Source organism: Hyunsoonleella sp. 2307UL5-6 (genome assembly GCF_047345485.1).
GTDB lineage: Bacteria > Bacteroidota > Bacteroidia > Flavobacteriales > Flavobacteriaceae > Jejuia.
Genome location: NZ_JBLFEN010000006.1, coordinates 64149 through 87865, shown reverse-complemented (window position 1 = coordinate 87865; position 23717 = coordinate 64149). Strand labels below are relative to the sequence as shown.

At 32.0% G+C, this 23717-nt stretch carries 21 protein-coding genes; 13 read left to right on the top strand and 8 right to left on the bottom strand.

Annotated features, from left to right (window positions below; translation table 11 throughout):
- Nucleotides 1-117 precede the first annotated feature (117 nt).
- The 7 genes from ACKGJY_RS12065 (at nucleotide 118) to ACKGJY_RS12035 (ending at nucleotide 8071) form a co-directional block, all read left to right on the top strand.
- Nucleotides 118-3234: a carboxypeptidase regulatory-like domain-containing protein gene (locus ACKGJY_RS12065; RefSeq protein WP_413974151.1), complete on the top strand. Its 3117-nt coding sequence runs from the start codon at nucleotides 118-120 to the stop codon at nucleotides 3232-3234.
- Between the two features lie 17 nt (nucleotides 3235-3251).
- Entirely contained in the window at nucleotides 3252-3746 is a 495-nt protein-coding gene (locus ACKGJY_RS12060) for a rhodanese-like domain-containing protein (protein WP_413974150.1), read from the top strand.
- Entirely contained in the window at nucleotides 3739-4368 is a 630-nt protein-coding gene (locus ACKGJY_RS12055; protein WP_413974149.1) for a TIGR04282 family arsenosugar biosynthesis glycosyltransferase, read from the top strand. The genes ACKGJY_RS12060 and ACKGJY_RS12055 overlap by 8 nt, the downstream gene beginning before the upstream one ends.
- Before the next feature lie 94 nt (nucleotides 4369-4462).
- Entirely contained in the window at nucleotides 4463-5275 is an 813-nt protein-coding gene (locus ACKGJY_RS12050; RefSeq protein WP_413974148.1) for a purine-nucleoside phosphorylase, read from the top strand.
- A 65-nt stretch (nucleotides 5276-5340) separates the two neighbouring features.
- A complete protein-coding gene (gene arsM, locus ACKGJY_RS12045; RefSeq protein ID WP_413974147.1) occupies nucleotides 5341-6312 on the top strand; it encodes an arsenosugar biosynthesis arsenite methyltransferase ArsM in 972 nt (323 codons plus the stop codon).
- 14 nt (nucleotides 6313-6326) lie between these two features.
- Nucleotides 6327-7235 carry a DUF547 domain-containing protein gene (locus ACKGJY_RS12040; protein WP_413974146.1) on the top strand — a complete coding sequence of 303 codons (909 nt, stop codon included), beginning with the start codon at nucleotides 6327-6329 and terminating at the stop codon, nucleotides 7233-7235.
- 56 nt (nucleotides 7236-7291) lie between these two features.
- Nucleotides 7292-8071 carry a TIGR04283 family arsenosugar biosynthesis glycosyltransferase gene (locus tag ACKGJY_RS12035; RefSeq protein ID WP_413974145.1) on the top strand — a complete coding sequence of 260 codons (780 nt, stop codon included), beginning with the start codon at nucleotides 7292-7294 and terminating at the stop codon, nucleotides 8069-8071.
- Between the two features lie 3 nt (nucleotides 8072-8074).
- On the opposite strand, the gene ACKGJY_RS12030 is transcribed toward ACKGJY_RS12035, so the two are convergent.
- The 7 genes from ACKGJY_RS12030 to ACKGJY_RS12000 form a co-directional block, all read right to left on the bottom strand.
- Nucleotides 8075-8803 carry a metallophosphoesterase family protein gene (locus ACKGJY_RS12030; protein WP_413974144.1) on the bottom strand — a complete coding sequence of 243 codons (729 nt, stop codon included), beginning with the start codon at nucleotides 8801-8803 and terminating at the stop codon, nucleotides 8075-8077.
- Between the two features lie 248 nt (nucleotides 8804-9051).
- Nucleotides 9052-10314: an outer membrane protein assembly factor gene (locus ACKGJY_RS12025; protein WP_413974143.1), complete on the bottom strand. Its 1263-nt coding sequence runs from the start codon at nucleotides 10312-10314 to the stop codon at nucleotides 9052-9054.
- A 43-nt stretch (nucleotides 10315-10357) separates the two neighbouring features.
- On the bottom strand, nucleotides 10358-11629 hold the full coding sequence (locus ACKGJY_RS12020; RefSeq protein ID WP_413974142.1) for a POTRA domain-containing protein: 1272 nt from the start codon (nucleotides 11627-11629) through the stop codon (nucleotides 10358-10360).
- The gene (locus ACKGJY_RS12015; RefSeq protein WP_413974141.1) at nucleotides 11626-12327 is read right to left on the bottom strand and encodes a hypothetical protein; all 702 of its coding nucleotides are present in this window, start codon (nucleotides 12325-12327) and stop codon (nucleotides 11626-11628) included. The genes ACKGJY_RS12020 and ACKGJY_RS12015 overlap by 4 nt, the downstream gene beginning before the upstream one ends.
- Before the next feature lie 29 nt (nucleotides 12328-12356).
- Nucleotides 12357-13361 carry a glycoside hydrolase family 113 gene (locus ACKGJY_RS12010; RefSeq protein ID WP_413974140.1) on the bottom strand — a complete coding sequence of 335 codons (1005 nt, stop codon included), beginning with the start codon at nucleotides 13359-13361 and terminating at the stop codon, nucleotides 12357-12359.
- 46 nt (nucleotides 13362-13407) lie between these two features.
- Nucleotides 13408-14307 (bottom strand): hypothetical protein, encoded by a 900-nt coding sequence (locus tag ACKGJY_RS12005; protein WP_413974139.1) that lies wholly within the window; start codon nucleotides 14305-14307, stop codon nucleotides 13408-13410.
- A 73-nt stretch (nucleotides 14308-14380) separates the two neighbouring features.
- Nucleotides 14381-15094 carry a DUF547 domain-containing protein gene (locus ACKGJY_RS12000; RefSeq protein ID WP_413974138.1) on the bottom strand — a complete coding sequence of 238 codons (714 nt, stop codon included), beginning with the start codon at nucleotides 15092-15094 and terminating at the stop codon, nucleotides 14381-14383.
- Nucleotides 15095-15535: 441 nt separating this feature from the next.
- Here ACKGJY_RS12000 and ACKGJY_RS11995 point away from each other — a divergent pair, with 441 nt between their 5' ends.
- From ACKGJY_RS11995 to ACKGJY_RS11970, 6 genes are all read left to right on the top strand, one after another.
- Nucleotides 15536-16876, top strand: coding sequence for an NAD(P)/FAD-dependent oxidoreductase (locus ACKGJY_RS11995; protein ID WP_413974137.1), 1341 nt, complete (start codon nucleotides 15536-15538; stop codon nucleotides 16874-16876).
- 12 nt (nucleotides 16877-16888) lie between these two features.
- Nucleotides 16889-18514, top strand: a complete 1626-nt coding sequence (locus ACKGJY_RS11990) for a 4Fe-4S binding protein (protein WP_413974136.1) — start codon at nucleotides 16889-16891, stop codon at nucleotides 18512-18514.
- 8 nt (nucleotides 18515-18522) lie between these two features.
- Nucleotides 18523-19368 (top strand): toxin-antitoxin system YwqK family antitoxin, encoded by an 846-nt coding sequence (locus ACKGJY_RS11985; RefSeq protein ID WP_413974135.1) that lies wholly within the window; start codon nucleotides 18523-18525, stop codon nucleotides 19366-19368.
- On the top strand, nucleotides 19365-20054 hold the full coding sequence (locus tag ACKGJY_RS11980) for a glycosyltransferase family 2 protein (protein ID WP_413974134.1): 690 nt from the start codon (nucleotides 19365-19367) through the stop codon (nucleotides 20052-20054). The genes ACKGJY_RS11985 and ACKGJY_RS11980 overlap by 4 nt, the downstream gene beginning before the upstream one ends.
- The gene (locus tag ACKGJY_RS11975; protein WP_413974133.1) at nucleotides 20054-21541 is read left to right on the top strand and encodes a cellulose synthase family protein; all 1488 of its coding nucleotides are present in this window, start codon (nucleotides 20054-20056) and stop codon (nucleotides 21539-21541) included. Before ACKGJY_RS11980 ends, ACKGJY_RS11975 begins: the two co-directional genes overlap by 1 nt.
- A 218-nt stretch (nucleotides 21542-21759) precedes the next feature.
- Nucleotides 21760-23199: a mannosyltransferase gene (locus tag ACKGJY_RS11970; protein ID WP_413974132.1), complete on the top strand. Its 1440-nt coding sequence runs from the start codon at nucleotides 21760-21762 to the stop codon at nucleotides 23197-23199.
- A gap of 58 nt (nucleotides 23200-23257) precedes the next feature.
- On the opposite strand, the gene ACKGJY_RS11965 is transcribed toward ACKGJY_RS11970, so the two are convergent.
- Nucleotides 23258-23632, bottom strand: coding sequence for a hypothetical protein (locus ACKGJY_RS11965; protein ID WP_413974131.1), 375 nt, complete (start codon nucleotides 23630-23632; stop codon nucleotides 23258-23260).
- Between the last annotated feature and the right edge of the window lie 85 nt (nucleotides 23633-23717).

Here is a 23717-nt window from a genome sequence, read left to right as displayed (position 1 = left end):
TCAGAAATTCGATTTTCACAACATTAAAGTATCAAGAATTTTTATTCTTAATACAACATCTTTTAACGTTTTTAAAAGTGGTAGGTGCCTTAAAAACGTAAATCATATTATATTTCAATGCTAAAAAAAATATTTATATTTATTATAGTACTATCCTTAAACTCTATATATGCCCAAGAAACTACGGGTAAGTTAGAAGGTAAAATAATACTAAACGGTAATACGCCTGTAGAACTTGCTAATATTGTTGTAATTGATACTGAGACCAACTTTAAGTTTGGCGCTGTGTCTCAAGAATCTGGATATTACATCGTGAATGACCTACCGCCAGGTACAGCTTATAAAATTGAAGTGAGCTATATAGGATATAGAACTGAGGTTATTGAAAACATCCACATTAATTTAGGAAGTATCACCAAAAAGGACATTATTTTAAAAGAAGATACTGATGCGCTAGATGAAGTTGTAATTACCACACAAAACAAATCGAGAAGTAATGAAAAAATTATTAATTCTAGTCTTATAAAAAGTACACCAACGATTACTAGAAGTATACAGGATTTAACTAGAAATCTTCCAGAAGCTAATTTAAATTCTTTTGCTGGAGCCAGTAATAGGTTTAATAATTTAAACATAGATGGTGTAGCAAATAATGATGTTATTGGTTTTCAAGAACCCTCTAGTGGCGCTGCAGGATCCTCTGCAAATGGTAGCCCAGGAAGTTTAGCCAGAACACAACCCATAGCTTTTGGTAGTATCAAGCAACTCTCTATTAAAACAACACCTTTTGATGTAAGTATTGGAAACTTTACCGGTGCAAATATTGATGTAGTTACAAAAAATGGTACAAATACTTCTAAATTTGAGGTGTATGCCTTTGGTAATAACCAACTACTAGTGGGGCGTTATTCTGATAATAAAAGACAAAATATTGCTGATTTTTATGATTTTCAAATAGGTGCTGCTGCAGGAGGCGCACTTAAAAAAGATAAGTTATTCTATTTTATAAATTTTGAGCAAGCAAGCTCCAATAACCCTGTTTTAAATGCTCCAGGGTCGGCATCTTCAAATATTTCTTTAGAAACTGTTACTGCTATTTCAAATAAATTAATAACAGATTATAATTATAACCCTGGAAGTTTTACTAGTGGCACATTAAAAACTAATAGTACAAAATTATTTTTTAGGTTAGACTACAATATATCTGATAACACAAAACTATCACTAAGGAATAATTTCGTCAGTAGTTATGCTGATAATTTAGAGTGGAACGAATCTATATTCAATTTTGGAAATCAAGGTTTTAGGCATAACAGTATTGCCAATAGTTTTACCGCAGAATTAAATTCTAAATTCAACAATAACGCTTCCAATTTATTGAGTATTGGTTACAATTTAGGAAAAGAGGACAGAACTTTTGATGGTGAGGTGTTTCCACATATTCAAATATCTGATGCGTCTAACAGAATATTTGCGGGTACATATAGAGAAGCCTCTGTGTACAATACCGATTTGTCTACACTACAAATTACTAACAAGTATAGTTTCACAAAAAACAGACACGCGTTTACCTTAGGTGGTATTGCACAATATAATGATATAGATTATGGGTTTTTATCTGCATGGAATGGACGGTGGGAATACAGTTCTTTAGATAATTTTTTGGCAGACCGCCCTTCTAGAATTCGCGGTGTATATCGTCTTGAAAATAATACATTTAATTTTGTTCAAAATACACCATCTGCTACGGTTGATGTTTTAGTGGCAGGATTATATGCGCAAGACCGCTATCGCGCTAACGATAACCTTACCCTTACATTTGGACTTCGATTAGACTCTCAATTTCTTTTAGACGAATTACCTATTAGTAATGAAGTAGTTAATACACCAGAGTTTTCAAATTTTACAAATGAAATAAAAACAGCACCTCACCTAAACCCAAGGTTAGGGTTTGAGTACAACCTCCCAAACAATAATAATATAAAACTAAAAGGTGGTACCGGATTATTTACAGGGCGCTTGCCTTATTTATGGTTTGCGTATGCAGAGTATATTTCGGGAACTCAATACTTTAATGTAGATGTTAGACCAGAAGGCGAACAACCGTTGGTAAATAATGTTAGAGATTTATCTAACCAACCTATTGCAGAAATAAATTTAGTAGATACTGATTTTCAGCTACCAAGAGAGTGGAAATCTAATATTGGTATTAGCGTAAAACTACCCAATAATTTCAATTTTAAGTTTGATGCATCTTACACCAAAGTATTAAAGGGTATATTTTTTAAGTCTATTAATAGAAGAAACGACGTAGGGCAATTTGATGGTGCAGATAACAGAAGTTATTTTCTCTCTACGGGAGACGCTATTAAAATTAATCCAAACTTTACAAATGTGTTTTTATTAAGTAACTCTGATAAAGGATTTCGATATAATTTAACTTTAGGCTTATCAAAATCTGACAAAAATTATAACGGTTATTTAGGATATACTTACGGCAAAAGTAAAGATGTATCTAGTACCGTTAGAAGTTCGCCTGCTGCTAATTTTGAATGGAATCAAGCATTGAATCCAAACAATCCCACCTTATCATTCTCAAATTTTGATTTAAGACATAAAATAGTAAATACACAATCTTACAATTTTGCTGTTACTCCTAAAAGTAATATCGATCTTTCTGTCTTATATAATGGCACCTCTGGAAGTCCGTTTTCTTTTGTATACCAAGGTGATTTAAATAGAGATGGCTCGTCAAGAAACGATATAATCTATATTCCTAGAAACGCTTCAGAAATTAACCTTATAGATATTGTAGATGCAAATGGTATTATATTACAAACTGCTAATGACCAATGGAACAGACTAAATAACTTTATTGAAAATAACGATTATTTGAGAAAAAATCGAGGAAATTATGCGGAGAGAAATGGCCCAAAAACACCGTGGAATCATCGTGTTGACGGGAAAATTCAGTACAATAAAAAATTAGGTGGTAAAAAAAGCGTTTCTTTTTCTACAGATATTTTTAATATCCCTAATTTTATAAATCGAAGTTGGGGACGTTTGGTATTTGTTCCTAATGTTGTAAATTCTAATTTTAGTCTATTACGCTTTAGGGGTATAGAAAATAATCAACCACAATTTCAATATACAAACACTGATGATACACCTTGGGTAGTTGATAATGAAAATTCCAGATGGCGTATGCAATTTGGTGTAAACTTTAAGTTTTAAAAACGTCTTATTATATTATGAAACATATACTTGTAGCCTTATTATTGCTAATATCTACATTAGGGTTTGCTCAAAAATCTATTGAAAAGTTATTAAACAAACATAATGATAATAGTATCCCTTACATAACGCCACAACAACTAAACACAGCAGGGAAAGATGTTATTGTATTAGATTCTAGAGAACTTAAAGAATACAATACTAGTCATCTAAAAAATGCTATTCACGTTGGTTATAATAATTTTAAAATAAATAACATCAAGAAAAAAATACCTAATAAAAATGCCGAAATTATTGTATACTGCTCTGTTGGCATTCGCTCAGAATCTATAGGAGATAGCTTGAAAGCAGCGGGATACAATAACATAAAAAACTTATATGGTGGTATTTTTGAATGGAAAAACAATGATCTTCCTGTTTATAATACTGTTGAAAAGGAAACAGATAGCATACATACATTTTCCAAACACTGGAGTAAATGGTTAATAAAAGGCATAAAAATATATGAATAAAGAACTTGTTATAGTATTTGTAAAAAACATAAAACTTGGAAAAGTAAAAACACGATTAGCTAAAACAATTGGTAATCAAGGTGCTTTTGAGGTTTATAGTGAATTGGTAAAAGTTACCGAAAAAGCTATAAAACCTTTACAAGTGGATAAACGTGTTTGTTTTTCAGAAAATATACTTGAAGATTCTTGGCATGGTTTTAAAAAATATGTGCAACAAGGTGAAGACTTAGGCGCAAGAATGAAAAATGCCTTTGCTGAAGCCTTTGCCGATGGTTATGAGCGTATTGTTTTGATAGGCTCTGATTTGCCTGATATAACTTCAAACCCTATAAATAAAGGCTTAGAAAGATTAAAAAAAGATGATATTGTTTTTGGACCAGCGGAAGATGGCGGTTATTATTTAATTGGATTATCAAAAATGCAACCAAATGTATTTGATAATAAACCTTGGAGTGCGTCAAATTTATTACAAGACACCAAAAACGAACTAGACACTTTAAATATTAGTTACAGTATTTTAGATACTTTAAATGACATTGATACTTTTGAAGATTTAGTAGCATCAGATTTTTATAAATCGAATGTAGCACTTCAACAAAAAATAAAACAATTACAAAATTAAAATTATCATCTCAAAAGTGATGTATATTTGTTCTAAAAGAACAATTTGGCGGTTACTATACAATACAAACCGTTTTAATAAAGCAATATTTTAAATGACTAAATTTATAAAAGAAACTGTAGATTATTTAATAGATAAAGGTTTCCAAAATCCAGAAATTGGCATTATTCTTGGCACTGGTTTGGGGCAACTTATTAATGATGTAGAGGTTATTCAGGAGGTAAGTTATAACCACATTCCAAATTTTCCAACTGCAACTGTAGAGTTTCATAAAGGCAAACTTGTTTTTGGTACTCTTGTAGGAAAAAAAGTAATAGTTATGCAAGGGCGCTTCCACCTTTACGAAGGCTACACCTTACAAGATGTTACCTACCCTGTGCGTATCATGGAGCAATTAGGCATTCATACATTATTAGTTTCTAACGCAGCTGGCGCTATTAATTTAAAGTTCAAAAAAGGGGAATTAATGTTGATTGATGACCATATTAATCTTCAAGGTAGTTCGCCATTAGCTATTAAGGGCATTGAACAAATGGGAGAACGCTTTGTAGATATGAGTGCACCCTACGACACAAAAATCAATGAAACTTTTACGCGTATTGCAAAAGAAAATAATATTACATTGCATAAAGGCGTTTATGCTAGTGTTGTTGGTCCGCAATTAGAAACACGCGCAGAATATAGAATGCTAAAAATAATAGGATCTGATGCTGTAGGGATGAGCACTGTTCCAGAAATCATTGTAGCTAATCATTTAAAATTAAAAGTAGCTGCTGTGTCAGTTTTAACAGATGAATGCGACCCAGATAACCTAAAACCTGTAGATATTAGCGAAATTATAGCAATGGCAGGAAAAGCAGAGCCAGATATGGTACTATTATTTAAAGAATTAATTAAAACACTATAAACTAATAAACAGTCTTAACCGCAGTTTGTAAATAATAACCGCGTGCTAAGTTAAACACATAATATATGGACACTTATTTAGACACCACACACGATGTATATAAAGAAGCAGCATTAACTCCAGATGTAGGTCTTTGCTGTACGACAAACCCTATTTGGGAATTACCTGGATTAAAAATTCCTAAAATTATGCAAGAGATGAACTATGGTTGTGGTTCAACAGTTCATGCAAGAGATTTAAGTAATAATCCTAAAATGTTATATGTTGGTGTAGGTGGTGGTATGGAGTTATTACAATTCGCTTATTTTAATCGTCAAAAAAATGGTGTTGTTGGTGTTGATGTTGTAGATGAAATGCTCGAAGCTTCACGTAAAAACTTTATTGAAGCAGAACAACAGAACGACTGGTTTAAAAACGATTTTGTAGATTTAAAAAAAGGAGATGCTTTAAACTTACCCGTGGCCGATAATACTATTGATGTTGCAGCTCAAAATTGTTTATTCAATATTTTTAAAGCCGAAGATTTAAAAAAAGCTATTGAAGAAATGTACCGCGTGTTAAAACCTCATGGTAAATTGGTAATGAGTGATCCTACGTGTGAGCAACCTATGAATGACACATTACGAAATGATGAACGTTTACGTGCACTTTGCCTAAGCGGTAGTTTACCAATAGCAGAATACATTAAGGCTTTAACAGATGTTGGTTTTGGTACTATCGAAATTAGAGCCAGAAAACCATACAGAATTTTAGACCCTAACCATTATCCAACAGATGAATTGATTTACATAGAATCTATAGAGGTTGCTGCCATAAAAGACCCAATGCCAGAAGACGGCCCTTGTATTTTTACAGGAAAAGCTGCTATTTATTATGGTGAAGATGATTATTTTGATGATAAAAAAGGTCATGTTTTACTTAAAAACCAACCCTTAGCTATTTGTGACAAAACTGCTGGTGCGCTTGCAGATTTAAACAGAAACGATATTTTTATTAGTGAATCTACATACCACTATGACGGCGGTGGCTGTTGTTAACAAACATTTTAGTTATGAAATCCTTATACCTATTTTTTTTATTTTGTGTAATAGTAGCTTGTTCTAGCACTAAAAAAGTGGTGACAGCTACAGAAAAACCAATAGCAAAAGCAAACACTGAAACTATTGACACTATGGCAACACAAACTACTGAAGTCATAAAAATGACAGATGAGCTTATTGTACCTGAAGATGATACAAATACTAAAATAACAGAAACACCTCGTGTAGAGGTTAATAAGCCTGTTGAGATAGAAAAAGATGAGACACCTAAAACCATAAGCTTTAATCATAGTACATTCAATAACTTGTTACAAAAGCATGTTTCAGAAAAAGGGAATGTTGATTATCCAGGTTTTAAAGCAGATTATAAAATTTTGAAACGTTATTTTTCTGAATTGAAACAAAATTTACCAGAAGACAGTTGGCCCAAAAACCAAAAATTAGCCTATTGGATAAATGCTTATAATGCGTTTACAATAGATCTTATTTTAAAAAATTATCCTGTAAAAAGTATAAAAGATATTAAAGATCCTTGGGATCAACGCCTATGGAAATTAGGAGAAAAATGGTATAACCTAAATGATATAGAACATCAAATTTTGCGTAAAATGGATGAACCTCGTATACATTTCGCTATTGTATGCGCCTCATTTTCATGCCCTAAACTCCAGAATATAACTTTTGAAGCGTCTACTATGGAGAAACAACTTACAAAAGCTACGAAAGAGTTTTTAAGTGATCCTGAGAGAAACTCTATTTCTGCAAATGATTTAGAAATTTCAAAAATATTTCAATGGTTTAGTAAAGATTTTAAGCAAGATGGTTCGCTAATCGATTTTATAAACAAATACACTAACGTTGAGATTTCTAAAAGTGCAAAAAAGCGTTTTAAAGATTATAATTGGGATTTAAATGACTAATGTTATCCTTTAATTTGGCATAAAACCAAAAAAGCCATTTTTTCGTAATTATTTTTATGATAAGTATTGTTATTCCAACGTTAAACGAAGAAGCTTGTATTGGCAAAGTATTAGAACATGTGATTGCTAATTCATCATCTCAACATGTTTTAGAAATTATAGTGGTGGATGGTGGTAGTTTAGATAACACTAGAACTATAGTAGAAGAGTTTTGTAATTTTCCTAAAAGCGATGCTATTAAAGCCTACAATTATATAGATGATACTAGTTTAGAAGCTAACACAAACCCAAGAACACCATCTAAAACTAAAATTAAACTTTTACCATCTAAAAAAGGACGAGCTAAACAAATGAATGTTGGCGCTAAATATGCCACAGGAGAAATTCTTTATTTTTTACATGCCGATTCTTTTCCTCCTAAAAACTTTGACCAATTAATTATTAATGAGGTTACTAAAAATAATAAAGCTGGTTGCTTTAGGATGCAGTTTGATAGTACTCATTGGTGGCTGCGTTTAGCAAGTTGGTTAACAAAATTTAATTGGCGTGCGTGTCGCGGTGGAGATCAAAGTCAATTTATAACTACATCACTTTTTAATGAAATTGGTGGGTTTGATGAAAGTTATATTATTTATGAGGATAATATTTTAATTAACGAATTATATTCACGAAAGCAATTTGTGGTGATTAATAAAAAATTAAAATCTTCTGCAAGAATGTATAGAAAACATGGGGTTTGGAAACTACAGTATTTCTTTTGGTCTATTTATTTAAAGAAATGGTTTGGAGCAACTCCAGATGAATTACATGCGTATTACAAGAAAAATATTAGCTAAAGCTTACTTATTTCTTCCTTTTTCGTTAGGATACAATTCTGGTAAATTATCACTTTGAAATACCGCTTTAGTAGTAATATCCATTCCTGATAGTTTACCTGTAAACGCTGCTCCTGTATCTACATTCCATACGTTAATGGCATTCATTGGTACATCGCATTTAAAATTGGTAGTCGGGGTATGCCCGATATAAATCTCTTTGTAATGTGTTAATCGTTTAGGGTATAACTCAGAGTTTTTCTTGATACGCTTATCCATAGTCAGTGCCATTTCCCAAAGTGTTCTATCAAAATACAAAGTAGTTTTAAACACTTCTTTTTCTACGCCGTGCATCGATGTAAACCCTGCATGTAAAAACAAACGATTTTCAGTATCAATATGATACATTTTTAAATTCTCAAAAAAGTGTAGGTGTTCTTTTTTTTCTTTTGAAGAAAACACCTCATAACTCTCCATGGTTTCTTTTCCACCGTGCATGTACCATGTTGGGTTCACCTCTTGAGTTCTTAACCAATCTTCGCACCATACATCGTGATTTCCTTTTATAAAAACACAATTAATTTTTTCTGAAAGTTCTATTAAAAACTGAATAACTTGTGCAGATTCGCTCCAACCGTCTACATAATCGCCCATAAAAATTAGGATATCATAATCCTTAACTTCTAGTTTATTTAATAGTTGAATTAAAGCTTTTAATCCACCATGTATATCCCCTATTGCAAATGTGCGCATGTTAATTTCGTTTGTTGCAAAATTAATTTATCTCATATTAAATATATGAATTTAAAGTAAAAATTATAGTAAACAAATAATTACTATTTAAGTGCTATATCGTACGCTAGCGGATTATTGCGTTAGGCATTGTAGTGGAAAGCCCACAGCCCGACGCAGGAGGAGCGAGGACTTGAAGCGTAAAGCCCGACCCCTTTTGGGTAACCTGCCTGCTATATCGCAGGTAGGCAGGCGCCCATATAGAGCGTTTAAAAATACTGCCCAATACCAAAAACGAAACCTTGTGTAGAATCTTCAGTTATACCGTACCCATAGTCTATTCTAAAAATAGCATTATATATTTTTTTGTGCATAAACCTGAAACCAATTCCCGGATAAATTCTAATATTTTGAGAATTACCAAAATCGCCAAAATCGCCTCCAGGGTTTCTCCAAGAACCAGCATCAATAAAGGCATTACCTTGGATAGAAAACCCACTTTTTTCAATTAGAGTTTGTCTGTACTCTGTATTTAATACTATTACACCAGTTCCTCTATCTATAACATTACCTACACCTCTTATATTCAAGTTATTTTCTACTGAAAATGGTGCAAAAGGTGTATCGTCGTTTGAAGATAAACCTAACCTAATCCTATTAGCCCAATTACCGTTTTTACCAACACGTTTAAAATAGAAAAAATCGCCCCAACCAATAAAAAAATCTGGTAATATTTCATCTGTAGAAGTTACGTATTGAAAATTAAATAACGTTCTAAAACCTGATACATACTGAAAGTAATAATCCAATCCGTTATATTCGTAAATAGCTTTGGCTAACCATTTTTTTACATTTGGTGCTAAGGGCACATCTGGACTCGTGGCTCCAGATTGATATTCGTAATCTTCGGTAAAGTAATTTACTCCTAATTCTAACCTATGGTAAAAATTAAACTGATAAAGGCTCAATAACTCATAAGATATATTGTTATACTTATAATCTGAGGAAGAATTATCAAAAAATACAGGCTCTAATGTTGTTAAGTCTTGATAATTTATAGCTAAACCAAGATGTTTAGAAAATAAAAAAGGTGCTCTTAAATTTATGGCATAACTATCAAAAATATCTTTTTGGTAAAACCCTCCAAACGATATGTTTCTACCTAATAAATTAAATTCATTTAAGCCCAAACGATAAGCAAACTCATCATCATTGGTGGTGAAAATATTTGCTGAAGGTATTAGGGTGAAGTTTTCTTCTACATTATAAAAAACGTTGTATGCATTATCTTCTGAATGGAATACTTGATAGTAGGCATGAGCAACAGAAGGTAAGCGTTTTAACCTGATAATATCTTGTTCAATTACAGCAGAATCTAGGACAGCCCCTGCCTTTACATCAGAGATTTTTTTTATAAATGATGTTTTTAATCTTTTATTACCTTTTACCTTTAAGTCGAATACGATATTGTCTTGACAAAAGGATAAAAGACTGGAGCAAAAGAAGAAAAAAGCAATTATTTTTTTTAGCATTTAAAAGCATGCATTAAGATGATATAAAAATAATGCAATATTTTTAAAAATATTGTCCAATTCCAAATACTATTCCGTTAGTTGCTTCATTTCCTATACCAAAACCGTAATCTAGCCTAAATACTGCGTTAAAAATACGTTTATGTATAAATCTAATACCTAAACCTGGATATACACGTAACGTACTACCGTCTACTAATTCTCCTAAATTACCTCCTGGATTTCGCCAAGTTCCAGCATCTATAAACGCATTACTTTGTATTACAAACCATCCTTTTTCGTATAATGTTTGTCTATATTCTGTATTTATAACAACAGCTGCTGTACCTCTATCTATGGTATTACCAACCCCTCGAATGTTTAATTGATTATCTAAAGCAAAAGGCGCAAATGGCGTATTATCATTAGAGGCAAATGCCAAACGTAATCGGTTTGCCCAATTCCCACGATCTCCAACACGTTTAAAATATTCAAAATCGTTTCTGCCTATAAAAAAATTGGTAAGCAAGTCGTTTTCCCCCTCAGAACCTGTAACAAATCTATAATTAAAAATACTTCTAAAGCCTTCCTGATATTGGTAAAAAATATTAATATTATTGTATTCGTATTCGCCAACAACAGCTACTTTATCAGCTCCTAATTGTGTTGGGATACCATCCGGCACATCGCCTTCTATAAAATCGTAATTTTCTCTAGATAGGTTAATGCCTAACTCTAAGCGGTTATTAAAATTTGGTTCATACATTACACTTATTTGAAATGCCTTAGTATCAAATTTATAATTTACATCTTGATTATTATCAAAAAAAACAGGTTCTTGAGATACTATATTTTGATAATTAATACCAATACCTAGCTTACGTGTAAACAGGTTGGGTGCTTCCCAAAACGCGCCATAGGAATCAAAAACATCTTTACTATAAAAACCACCTATTAGTTGATTTCGTCCTAAAAAATTAAAGTCGAATAAGGATACACGGTATGCAAATTCGTCATTATTATCTGTAAAAATATTGAGTCCTGGAATTATTGCGAAATTCTCTTCTATGGTATACGTTAATTTGTAATTACCATCTTGTGTAGCTTCTAGATTTGAGGTTGCATTGGCTACAGATGGTAATAGCTTTAATCGTCTAATATCTGATGCTATTCTTGCTGTATCTAAAACAGTACCTTCTTTAACAAAAGCAAATCTTTTAACAAAAGACGTTCGTGTTCTTTTATTACCTTCTATGGTAATGGTATTAATAACATCTTGCTGTGCATTAACTACTATATAACCTACTAAAAATATTAAGGTGATGATCTTTTTCATTCTGCTATGAAGCTTTTATTAAGCGTTACTACATTTACCCAATTATCTAAACTTACATCCATTAATGTGATGTTGTAAGCAACTCCTGTGTCTAAAATTGGAGGCGTATTTGGGGTAATGTTAAGTACTACATTATTTAATTTATAATATTGAAATTGATTTTGATTGGTATACGTACCTGACAGTAAATTATCCTGACTATCTGATACCACTTGAAAATATATCGCATTATCGCCCGCAACATTATCTTGCCATGAAAAAAGTGGCATTTGCGATTGTGTTTGGTCTATTGTTATAATATCTTCCCATAATGTGGGTTTTGTTGCTATTTTAGTTCTAATAGGGTTTGATATTTTTATTTCTCCATCTAACTCAAACGTAATAATAATCCAAGAATCTGTATCTGTTATTTGCGAAAAACGCCTTAAAGCACCATTAAATATCGGATCACTATCTATAAATTTTTGAGTGTAGTTTGAAAAATCTGCTTCATCCACATCAATAGTTTCTGTTTGATAAAATCTTGTATTTGTAGCACCAGGTTCTGGATAAAAAAAAGTTAAAACAGCTTCATTTGAAATATCACTAGCTGCACAAGCAATAACAGCGCCTGTTTCAAAACTAGTGGTTGCCACATACTGTTGAAGTGTAATATCTAAATTATCATCGGCATCTTCACTGCATGAAAAAACTAACAATAAGCACCAAATTATGTGTCTGAAATTTTTCAATTTAAACTATATTGTTTTTTAATTAATTGTTCTACAGGTTTATTTTGTGGTGTAAACATTGTATTTTCTTCGCCACCTACCTCTTCATGTTTAATAAACCATTTCCAAATAAATCCGCCAGCAAACCAGTCTTCATGCCAAAAGGTTTCAAACAATGCTTGGGTTGTATTTATTTGAGCTTGCATGTTAACATTTCCCATACTTCTGTCGCTCTTCCATGGCGCTTTCCCTGTATAATCCACACTCCTATATCCAAATTCTGTAAATAAAATAGGTTTACTAAACGTGTTTGAAACTTCTAGTAGTGCTGCTTTATGAGATTTCCAACCTGTTAAACATGCTGCAACACTAGGTGTTTTACTATTACTTACAGGAAAATAAGCATCTACACCAATATAATCTAACTTATTCCAAAACGGTGTTCGCTTAAACTCATCCCAATTTGCAGCATAGGTTAACTTTCCTTTATAAACAGATTTTATATTTTTAATTAAATCTAACCAATATGGAGTTCTATTTACAATGAATTTTTCTAACTCTGTTCCTATACAAAATATGTCGACATTTAGTTGATTAGCTAACACTGCATATTCTAAAATAAATTTTGAATAACTATCTTCTAAAAGTTTCCAGTTTTTCTCATTTTCCATTTCTATATAGCCTGTAAATTCACCGCGCCACACCCATATTTGAGGCTTAATCATTATTTTAATATCCTTTTTATGGAGTGCTTTAATGTATTGTTTAGCCCCTGCAACGGTTTCTCCAAACCATTGTCTTTCGGTATTATAAACAATTTCAGGATGCTTTAAATCTTTTATAAAACCAAAAGGCATTATAGCTGCATAATTTGCATTTACTGATACAACGGGGTTAACGTGTTTGTTGTTTACTTGAGTATTTGCAGCAACAAAACTTACACCGTTTATTTTTTGAGATTGCGCTTTACACCCTAACAAGTGCAATAGTAACACAAAAAAAAGGAGCTTAAAAGTTTTCATATATAGCTTTTAAACTCCTAATTTAACTATTAATCTTAAGTTTATATTAAAACAAGGCTCTTAAACCAATGTTAAATGTTTGTCCTAATCCTGAATTTTTACCGAATAGGAAATTAGAGTATAAAAACTCTGCATTTAATGCTTTTGTTAATTGATATTTTGCGCCACCACCAAGAATTGTTACACTTTGGCTAAAATCGTTTGCTCCCGCATCATTAGCTCCAAAAGAAATTAACTCTATATGTTGTGCTAATCCTAAAACTGTAAATTTAGAACTTGGGAAATAACTTAAAAATACACCTGGTGTTAAACGTAAACTGTTGTATGCAAAACTTTCTTGTTCTCCAAAGTTATACTCAGAGTTAAGCTCTGTAAATAATTGCCAATCGCCACCTGCAAAACTATAATCGTAGAAAAATCTGTTTTGGAATATAAACCCGTCTTGATCTAGAAATACACCATTTTCAGTTTCATTATCAATTAAAGGAATATGAAATGCTGTTTGAATTGTAAAGTTACCTACACTTTTAATGGGGTTAAACTTAACTGCTGGTGCAAATGATGTTAAGCCAGATCGCGCTGTCCCTCTTTCTCCATCAAATGAAAATACATCTAGTGTATTTCTGCCACCAATAGCATTTGATCTTACTTCGAACAAAAGCCCTATATTAAAACTATTATTATCAGAAATACCAGTAAATATATCTACAGAAGATGTAAAAAATGTATTTCTAGGTATATCCCGTTTCTGTGTACCTTCCTGATTGCCAAATAAATCTGAGGTTTCGGTGTAAATATTATTAAACCATTTTATATCCCATTGTCCTTTTTCTAATAATTTAGATGGTGTATAAGTTTGAATTACACTACGTTCTTCTTCTTCTTGAGAAAACCCGTTGAACGATATGGCTACTAAAGCTACTGCTATTGCTATTATTTTTTTCATTACTTTGATTTTTGGTTATTTGGTATCACTCTTAATTAATTAAAAGCGTGATGTATTAATTGTTTGTAGTTATTTATTGTTTATTAATTGCCCAGTCGTATGGAAAATAGCTTAATTTCCATTTACCTTCTAGTTTTTCTGTTCTATAAGTATTAATGAAGTCTATTTCAGATTTACCATTCATAGTAAAATCTTCTTTATACCATTCCATAATTTGCGAAGCTTGTACGCGGTTTTTCTTTGCATTTACTGTAATAAAACTACCATTTATGGCTTTTTTAGTTTGGGCTTCTAGTTGCGCGTTTAATGTATTTGGTAAATATGCTTTATTAATAAGTGGAGGACAACCCACAGCGCCACATACTAATACAAAGTGAAAGCGCGCATCATTAAATTGACCTCTTAATAATTTATGTTCTATATCGTTTAATGTGATGTTTTTACCACCTAAACTATGAGTAGTTTTATCAAAAAAACCTGCATTATCTAAAGGTGATTTTGTGGGATATTTATCATTTAATCCTTTTATAACCGATAAGTTGTAAGCATTAATCCAAAATGCTTGATAATTTTTAGCATCACTTTTAGCAACTGAAATGCCTTCGGCTATTTTTAGTAATTCATTAAGTTGTGAAGGATTTTTGTGTATACTACTGTATGCCACTTTACCGTTTGCTACGTTTGCTTTAAAAAAGGCATCTGCCTTATTAAAAAATGTATTTAAGTCTTGTGCTTGTGTTGAAACACTTCCTATTATTACTGTTATTAATATTATTAATTTTTTCATTTTACTAATTGTTTGATTTTTGATTTACTCTCTACTAAGTCTGTATAATTTCAACAAACTTTCAAAAAAAACAACAAATTTTTCCTGTCATGTGTTATTACTTTTCCTTACAAAGCAGTATCAATTTAAAACAATTCTAAATTAAAACAATGTGTTAAGTTATTACCTTTAGACACGACCTAATAGCATGTTATTAAGGAATAGTGTGTAGTAACTGTACTTATTATTCAGAAGCCGTTTACGCCCTTAGTAGCTAACCTTGCTTAGGGATTGCAACGGCATTCTTATAAGTCGGTTTAAATATTTTGTAAAGCAAGAGCAAAATGTTTAATAACATATTAAAGATATAGTGGAAAGCCCAATCCGATTTTAAAAGGGTAACCTAATTGAGATAACTCTGGTAGTAGGCGTCCACTTAAATAATAAACTAACAACCAAATTATGGAAGAACATATCGTTATAATTGGCAATGGTATTTCTGGCGTAACTGCTGCGAGACACATTCGAAAACTTTCTGACAAAAAAATTACTATTGTTTCTGCGGAAACAGACTATTTCTTTTCACGTACAGCATTAATGTACGTTTACATGGGCCACATGAAGTTTGAACACACACAGCCTTACGAAGCTTATTTTTGGAAAAAGAATAGGATAGAACTTAAAAAAGGGTTTGTAAAACAGGTTGAAACCACATCTAAAACTTTACATTTTGCTAGTGGTGATACATTGCAATATGATAAATTAATTATTGCTACTGGTAGTAAACCCAACAAGTTTGGATGGCCAGGGCAAGATCTAGATGGTGTTATGGGCATGTACCATAAGCAAGATTTAGAAAACTTAGAAAAGTACGCACCTGATAACAACGTATGTAAACGTGCTGTAATTGTTGGTGGCGGTTTAATAGGTATAGAACTGGCAGAAATGTTACATTCTAGACATATTCCAGTAACATTTTTAGTAAGAGAAGATAGTTTTTGGAATGGCGTTTTACCTGAAGGTGAAAGTGCGATGATTAATCGTGAAATTTTAGCTAATGGTATCGATTTAAGATTATCATCTAATTTAAAAGAGATTGTTGCTGATGAAAACGGACAGGTAAAATCTATAATCATACAAGAAACTGGTGAAGAAATCACTTGTAATGTAGTAGGTTTAACCGCTGGTGTGTCACCCAACATAGATTTTATAAAAGATTCTGAAATTGAATTAGGTCGCGGTGTTAAAGTAAATCGGTTTTTAGAAACAAATGTTCCTGATGTTTATGCTATTGGCGATTGTGCAGAACAACACGAAGGCATAGACCAACGCAGACCAATTGAAGCCGTATGGTATACAGGGCGTATGATGGGTGAAACCTTAGCGCAAACTATTTGTGGCAATCGCATACAATACAAACCTGGGCATTGGTTTAATTCTGCTAAATTTATTGATATTGAATACCAAACCTACGGTTGGGTTTGGGCACAACCTAAAGCTAACGAAGCACGCTTTTATTGGGAGCATGCCGATGGCAATAAATGTATACACATAAATTATGATAAAGCATCTAGACAATTTATAGGTATAAATACTTTTGGTATTAGAATGCGCCATGAGTTTTTTGATAAAGTATTAACAGAAAAACAATCTGTAGATTACGTTATAGAGTATCTAGCCGATGCTAATTTCGATCCAGAATTCTATAAGCTGCATGAGCCAGCAATTGTATCAAAATTTAATAAAGAAAATAACATAAATATTCAGCTTAAAACTAAAAGCTGGAAACGCATATTTGCTTAAAATAATAGAGAGATGAATATTATAAAACAATTAGGACTAGCTCTATTTTTAATAGGCTTAGGCATTTTTACCGCAACACTTTTTACAGGCAACTTTAGCCTAACAGAAGCAGAATTGAACGACTTTGTAGCCTCTAAAGGTTATAAAAGCGAGATAATAAAAGAGGAATTAAAAAAAGCAACAGTAACAGAAGAAGATCTTAATATATTTGAGTTTTCTAGTCGCGTTAGAGGTGCTTACGAAGCCTCTAACAACCATTATGATGCGTTAATTGCAAAATATGATGCTGAAAAAAATTGGGATAAAAAAGGAGAACAATTTCAATATAAAATTTACGGTAAACCGCATACCTTGAGTTACCAAATAGCAAAACAAGCAGGTTCTGGATTTGTTAAAGATAACCCAGGATTATTATGGTGGCTTACGTTTGGACTAGCTATTATTGGCGCACTTTTATTTATACTCCCAAATTTCACCTTACTTGGTAGAGCGGGTATAAAAAATAATGGAATTTATCTAAAAGCTAGTACAAACCGTGGGTGGATTGCATGGTTAGTATTGGTATACTTAGTAAGTTTTTATTTGCTATTGTATTTTATGGCAGATTATGTGGTGAATTGGACGTACATATTAGATCCTATAAGTGAGTTTTTAAATGGCGGAAAAGCCAGTCAATGGTTTGTGTATGGGTTTTTGTATTGTGTGATTATGATTGTTATGGCAACACGTATGTACATTAAATACAGACATAACAAATACCAAATTATAAGAACTACTTCGGTATTGTTTTTCCAAATTGTATTTGCATTTCTTATTCCAGAAATCATGACAAGTTTAAACATGCCTGGATACGATTTTAAAAATGCATTTCCATTAGATTATGATTTCTTTTTTGAGTGGAACTTAGATAGTTTAAGAGATAGTGGTGCCGTTGGCCTTTTTATATTGGTTTGGGGTGTTGTATTAACCATAGTTATTGTACCTGTAATGGTGTATTTCTTTGGCAAACGCTGGTACTGTTCTTGGGTTTGTGGTTGTGGTGGTTTAGCCGAAACATTAGGAGATCCTTACCGCCAACATTCAAACAAAAGTATGAATGCGTGGAAACTAGAGCGTTGGTTAATCCATTCTGTTTTAGTCTTTTCTTTAGTTATGACCATAGTAACGCTTTATTGTTATTTTTCAGGAGCAGAGGCCTTTTTGGGCATAAAATCTCAATGGATAAAAGATACCTATAGTTTTTTAATAGGTGCTTGGTTTGCAGGTGTTATTGGTACAGGGTTTTACCCAATTTTTGGTAATCGTGTATGGTGTCGTTTTGGCTGTCCTTTAGCCGCATACTTAGGTTTAGTGCAACGTTTTAAGTCTAGATTTAGAATTACAACTAATGGCGGGCAATGTATCTCTTGTGGAAACTGTTCTACATATTGCGAACAAGGTATCGATGTACGTGCTTATGCCCAAAAAGGAGAAAACATTGTACGGGCCAGTTGTGTAGGCTGTGGTGTATGTTCTGCAGTTTGTCCTAGAGGTGTTTTAAAACTAGAAAACGGACCAGAAGATGGACGAATTAATCCTACTGAAATATTACTAGGAAATGATGTAAATTTGATGGATTTAGTAAATCAAAATAAGTAATATTTAAAATGAAACTTTTTAAATTTTTTCTAATACTACTCGTATCCTCTACATTTAGTTGTACAGGGCAGCAACGTTACGAAAAAAGCTATACCGATTCTGGTAAAATAGAAGCAGAAGGTTGGAAAAAAGGTAATGAAAAATCTGGATTTTGGAAGTTTTATTTTGAAGATAGTAATACATTAAAATCAGAAGGTTATTTTGAGAAAAACCAAAAAAATAACTTCTGGAAATTTTATTACAGCAATACCTTTCTTAACTCCGAAGGTTATTTTAAAGATGGTATTAAAGACAACTATTGGAAAACCTATCATACAAATGGAAAATTAGAATCTGAGGGATTTTATAAAAACGGAAAAAAAGTTGAATATTGGAAAACATATTATAGCAATGGTAAGTTAAAAAGCGAGGGGCTATATACAAACGACTTGAAGACCGGATACTGGAGACATTACCATGATAATGGGAAGTTAAAAGGTATTGGAAATTACAAATCAGGTAAAAAGGATGGTTTTTGGAAGTTTTTTTATAATAATGAAATGCTTCAAAAAGAAGGCGAATTTAGAGATGGTAATCCTATTAACTACTGGACATTTTTCAAAAAAAATGGCGCTAAAGATAAAGAAGGACATTTTGTTGATGGTAAACAAAACAACTGGTGGTTATTTTATGATGATATGGAAAAAATAAACCATAAATGCCAGCTAAAAGACGGTGTTAAAAACGGGTATTGTTTAATGTATGCGAACGAAAAATTAGTTTCGGCAAAAAAATTTAATCTTGGCAAAGAAATTAAAGAATGGACAGATTTAGAATCCTTCAAAAAAGATAATAAACTTAGCGATCTTAGATGACTAAAATAAACGTTATTATTCCTGCCTATAACGAGGCCGACTCTATCGCTAAGGTCATCAACGATATTCCAAAACAGGTTGAAGAGGTTATTGTAGTTAGCAACAACTCTACAGACGACACAGAGAAAAACGCTTCTAATGCTGGTGCTACAGTACTAATAGAGACTCATAAAGGCTACGGATACGCCTGTTTAAAGGGTATGGATTATATATCAAAAAAAACTAATAAACCAGATATTATTGTTTTTCTTGATGGAGATTATAGTGATTACCCAGAAGAACTCACAAAAATAGTGGCGCCTATTATTGAAAACAATACTGATTTTGTAATTGGTGCTCGTGTAAAACGACTACGTGAAGAAGGCGCTATGACAGTACCACAAATTTTCGGAAATTGGTTAGCAACCTCTTTAATGACGCTATTTTTTAGAGCAAAATTTACAGATTTAGGGCCTTTTAGAGCCATAAAATATAATAAGTTATTAGCACTTAAAATGGAAGACAAAACCTATGGCTGGACTGTAGAAATGCAACTAAAAGCTATAAAACAAAAATTAAGTTATACCGAAGTGCCTGTAAATTATAGAAACAGAATTGGTGTCTCAAAAGTTTCAGGAACGGTAAAAGGTGCTATATTTGCGGGCATAAAAATCTTAGGTTGGATTTTTAAATACAGTATAAAATAATGTATATAGAAGCTGTTATCATTGTAATTTACACCATTGCGTTACTGCTCATTTTTATGTATGCTTTAGCACAACTCAATCTACTATTTAACTATCTATCAGCTAAAAAAAACGATAGTGACCCTAAGTTCGATCTATCAAACACTAACGATGTACCACATGTAACCATACAACTTCCCGTATATAACGAGATGTATGTTATGGAACGTCTATTAGATAATATTGCAAAGATAGATTACCCTAAAAACAAGTTAGAAATTCAAGTACTAGACGATTCTACAGACGAAACTGTTTCAAGTACTAAAGCGCATATTGATGCATTAAAAACATCAGGCCTAGATATAAAACATATTACCAGAACAATTAGAACGGGATTTAAAGCAGGCGCATTAAAAGAAGGCTTAGAAGTAGCAAAAGGTGAGTTTATTGCTATTTTTGATTCAGATTTTTTACCACAAAAAGACTGGTTAAAATCTACTGTACCTTATTTTAAAGATAAAAATATTGGAGTAGTACAAACACGCTGGGGGCATATTAACCGCAACTACTCTGTATTAACAAGAATACAAGCATTTGCCTTAGATGCACACTTTACATTAGAGCAAGTGGGCAGAAACAGCAAAGGACATTTTATAAATTTTAATGGTACAGCTGGTATATGGAGAAAAACATGTATTATAGATGCAGGTAATTGGGAAGGCGATACACTTACAGAAGATTTAGATTTAAGCTACCGAGCACAACTTAAAAACTGGAAGTTTAAATATTTAGAAGATGTAGAAACACCAGCAGAATTACCCATCGTAATAAGTGCAGCACGTTCGCAACAATTTCGTTGGAATAAAGGCGGAGCAGAAAATTTTAAAAAAATGCTATGGCGTGTTTTAAAAAGTGATAATATTTCGGCTAAAACTAAAGTTCACGGCTTACTTCATTTATTAAACAGCACCATGTTTTTAAGTATTTTGGTAGTTGCCATTTTAAGTATCCCCATGCTTTATATAAAAAACGAATATGACCATTTAAGGCCCTATTTTTACGTTATGAGCTTTTTTGTGATAAGCACCGTTATTTTCTTTATTTGCTATTGGATCATGTATCGCAAAATTTATGGTGGCGGCATTAAAAACTTTATGGGCTATATCGGTATGTTTTTTGTATTTTTCTCAATAGCCATGGGCTTTTCATTACACAATTCTATAGCCGTATTAGAAGGGCATTTAGGCAAAAAAAGTGAATTTATTCGCACGCCAAAATTCAACATCAGTAAGTATAAAGACAATTTAAAAAACAACAAATACATTAAAAAAACCATATCTGCACACGTTATTATAGAAGGTTTATTAATGTCCTATTTTGGTTTTGGTATGTACAGTGCATTTGTTGTTGGCGATCAAGGAGGCGATTTTGGTCTTTTCCCCTTTCATCTTATGCTGTTTGTAGGGTTTGGTTATGTGTTTTTTAAATCTTTGGCCTCAAAAGTCTAGTATTTTATATATAATGCTTTTAGTAGTAGTATAAATTCTTAGTTCATTTTTTTTTAGTTTGAAGATAATATGTCGTAGAATAAACATCCGTTTTAATACCAAAACATATTTAGCACAAACAGCTTGTTTCTAAATTTAAACAAAATAATCTTTTTTCTCACAAACCAAGTAAGGTATCTGCATGTATTAGGACTACCAAATAATCATATATTTACCACATGCTTTTAAATCCGTCACTTTTAAAACTTTATAAAACACAATTACTGTTAACACTAGTAAGCGTAATTATGTATTGGTGTTTTGCTTACGATTTGATAAGGACTGAGTACATAAAACTTATAGTGTTTTACAGCATTTTGTTTGTATTGTTTTATCAATTAGTAAACCTGCTAAAGCATCAACCTAAACTATTAGAGTATTTAGCTTTTGGGTGTCGTGCTGTTTTTATTTTAGCTATCCCCAACTTGTCACAAGATTTTTATCGCTTTATTTGGGATGGCAGACTTATTTTAGAAGGTATAAACCCCTATTTATTCACGGTTGATCATTTTATAACCGGAAACAACTTACCAGTAACTAAGGCTTTAGAATTAAGAGCAGGCATGGGCGATTTAAACGCCAGCCATTACACCAATTACCCACCTATCAATCAACTTTGTTTTACTGTTGCTGCGCTTTTTTCGAGTAAAAGTATTTTGGGGGCAGTTGTTACAATGCGCCTATTGATCATAGCAGCAGATTTTGGCACCTTATACTTTGGGAAAAAACTTTTAGAAAAACTTAAACTGCCATCATACCATATATTTTGGTATAATTTAAATCCGTTTATCATCATAGAATTAACAGGAAATTTACATTTTGAGGGTGTTATGATTTTCTTTTTAGTGTGGAGTTTGTATTTACTTTACGTTGGTAAATGGCAGTGGGCAGCTGTAGTTTTAGCTCTTTCTATTTCGGTAAAACTAATTCCGCTTATATTTTTACCACTATTTTTTCAATGGTTTTTGAAGCATAACAGCAGCACTTCACCCAAAACAGATAAAGAAATAGCTAATTTTAAACTTTTAAAAGAAACATCTGTTTTTACTAGAATAATGAGGTTATCTAGTTTTTATGGTATAGTTATCATAACCACACTCCTACTCTTTGCACCTTTTTACTCTTCAGAATTTATAAACAATTACTCTAAAACCGTAGCGCTATGGTTTCAAAATTTTGAATTTAATGCAAGTATCTATTACATCGCAAGAGCTATTGGATATTGGCTTACAGGTTATAACGAAATTGCTATTATTGGTAAAATTACACCTGTAGTTGTGATACTAGTAACGCTTATCATCACTTTTTTTAAACAAAACAAAACTATGGTACAGCTTATTACAGCATTATTATTTGTACTATCCTTTTACTACTTTAGCACAACAACAGTACACCCTTGGTACGTTGCTACACTTTTAATTTTATCTGTATTTACAAGATATAAATTTCCTTTGGTTTGGAGCTTTGTTATCATTCTTAGTTATTTGGCTTATGTAAACCTAAACAAGGCTGATAAATCAGAAAACCTTTGGGTAATTGCATTGGAGTATGTTATAGTGTATGGCGTATTTATATGGGAAGTTTTCATAAAAAAAGCCCCAAAAAAATTGGAAGCCTAATTTTTTTTTACGGTATTATACTCATGAGATTAAAAACAAATTTAACGTAGTGTGTTTGTTAAATTTTTTCTAGCTTAGTAATGGTGTTTACTTCGTCTTCATCATCATTTCCATCTTCATTTTTAAAACGCTTAAAGTCTCTATTAAACGTTATTTTAAACATTGTCCCAATATATGTTTTAGTATTTAAATCAAAAGTCTTTAATACTGCATCTTCTACGTTTTGAAATGTAAGTGTATGCGCCTCACCATCTTTACCTTTAGCCACAAAATTATAACCGTAATCCTCTTTTTCATCAAACGTTGCATAAACTATTAAACCTTCTTGAGCTTCAAACGCACTACTTTGGTTATTCAATTTAGATTTAAAACTCGATAACGAGATAAACATCAATAGTATTCCACTAATCACTATTATTTTTTTTGAATTCATCTTAATAAAACTTTTATTTAACTGTTTCTTATTTAAAAAATCAGTATAATATTATACTGAAAATCAACGTATTAAATATACGTTA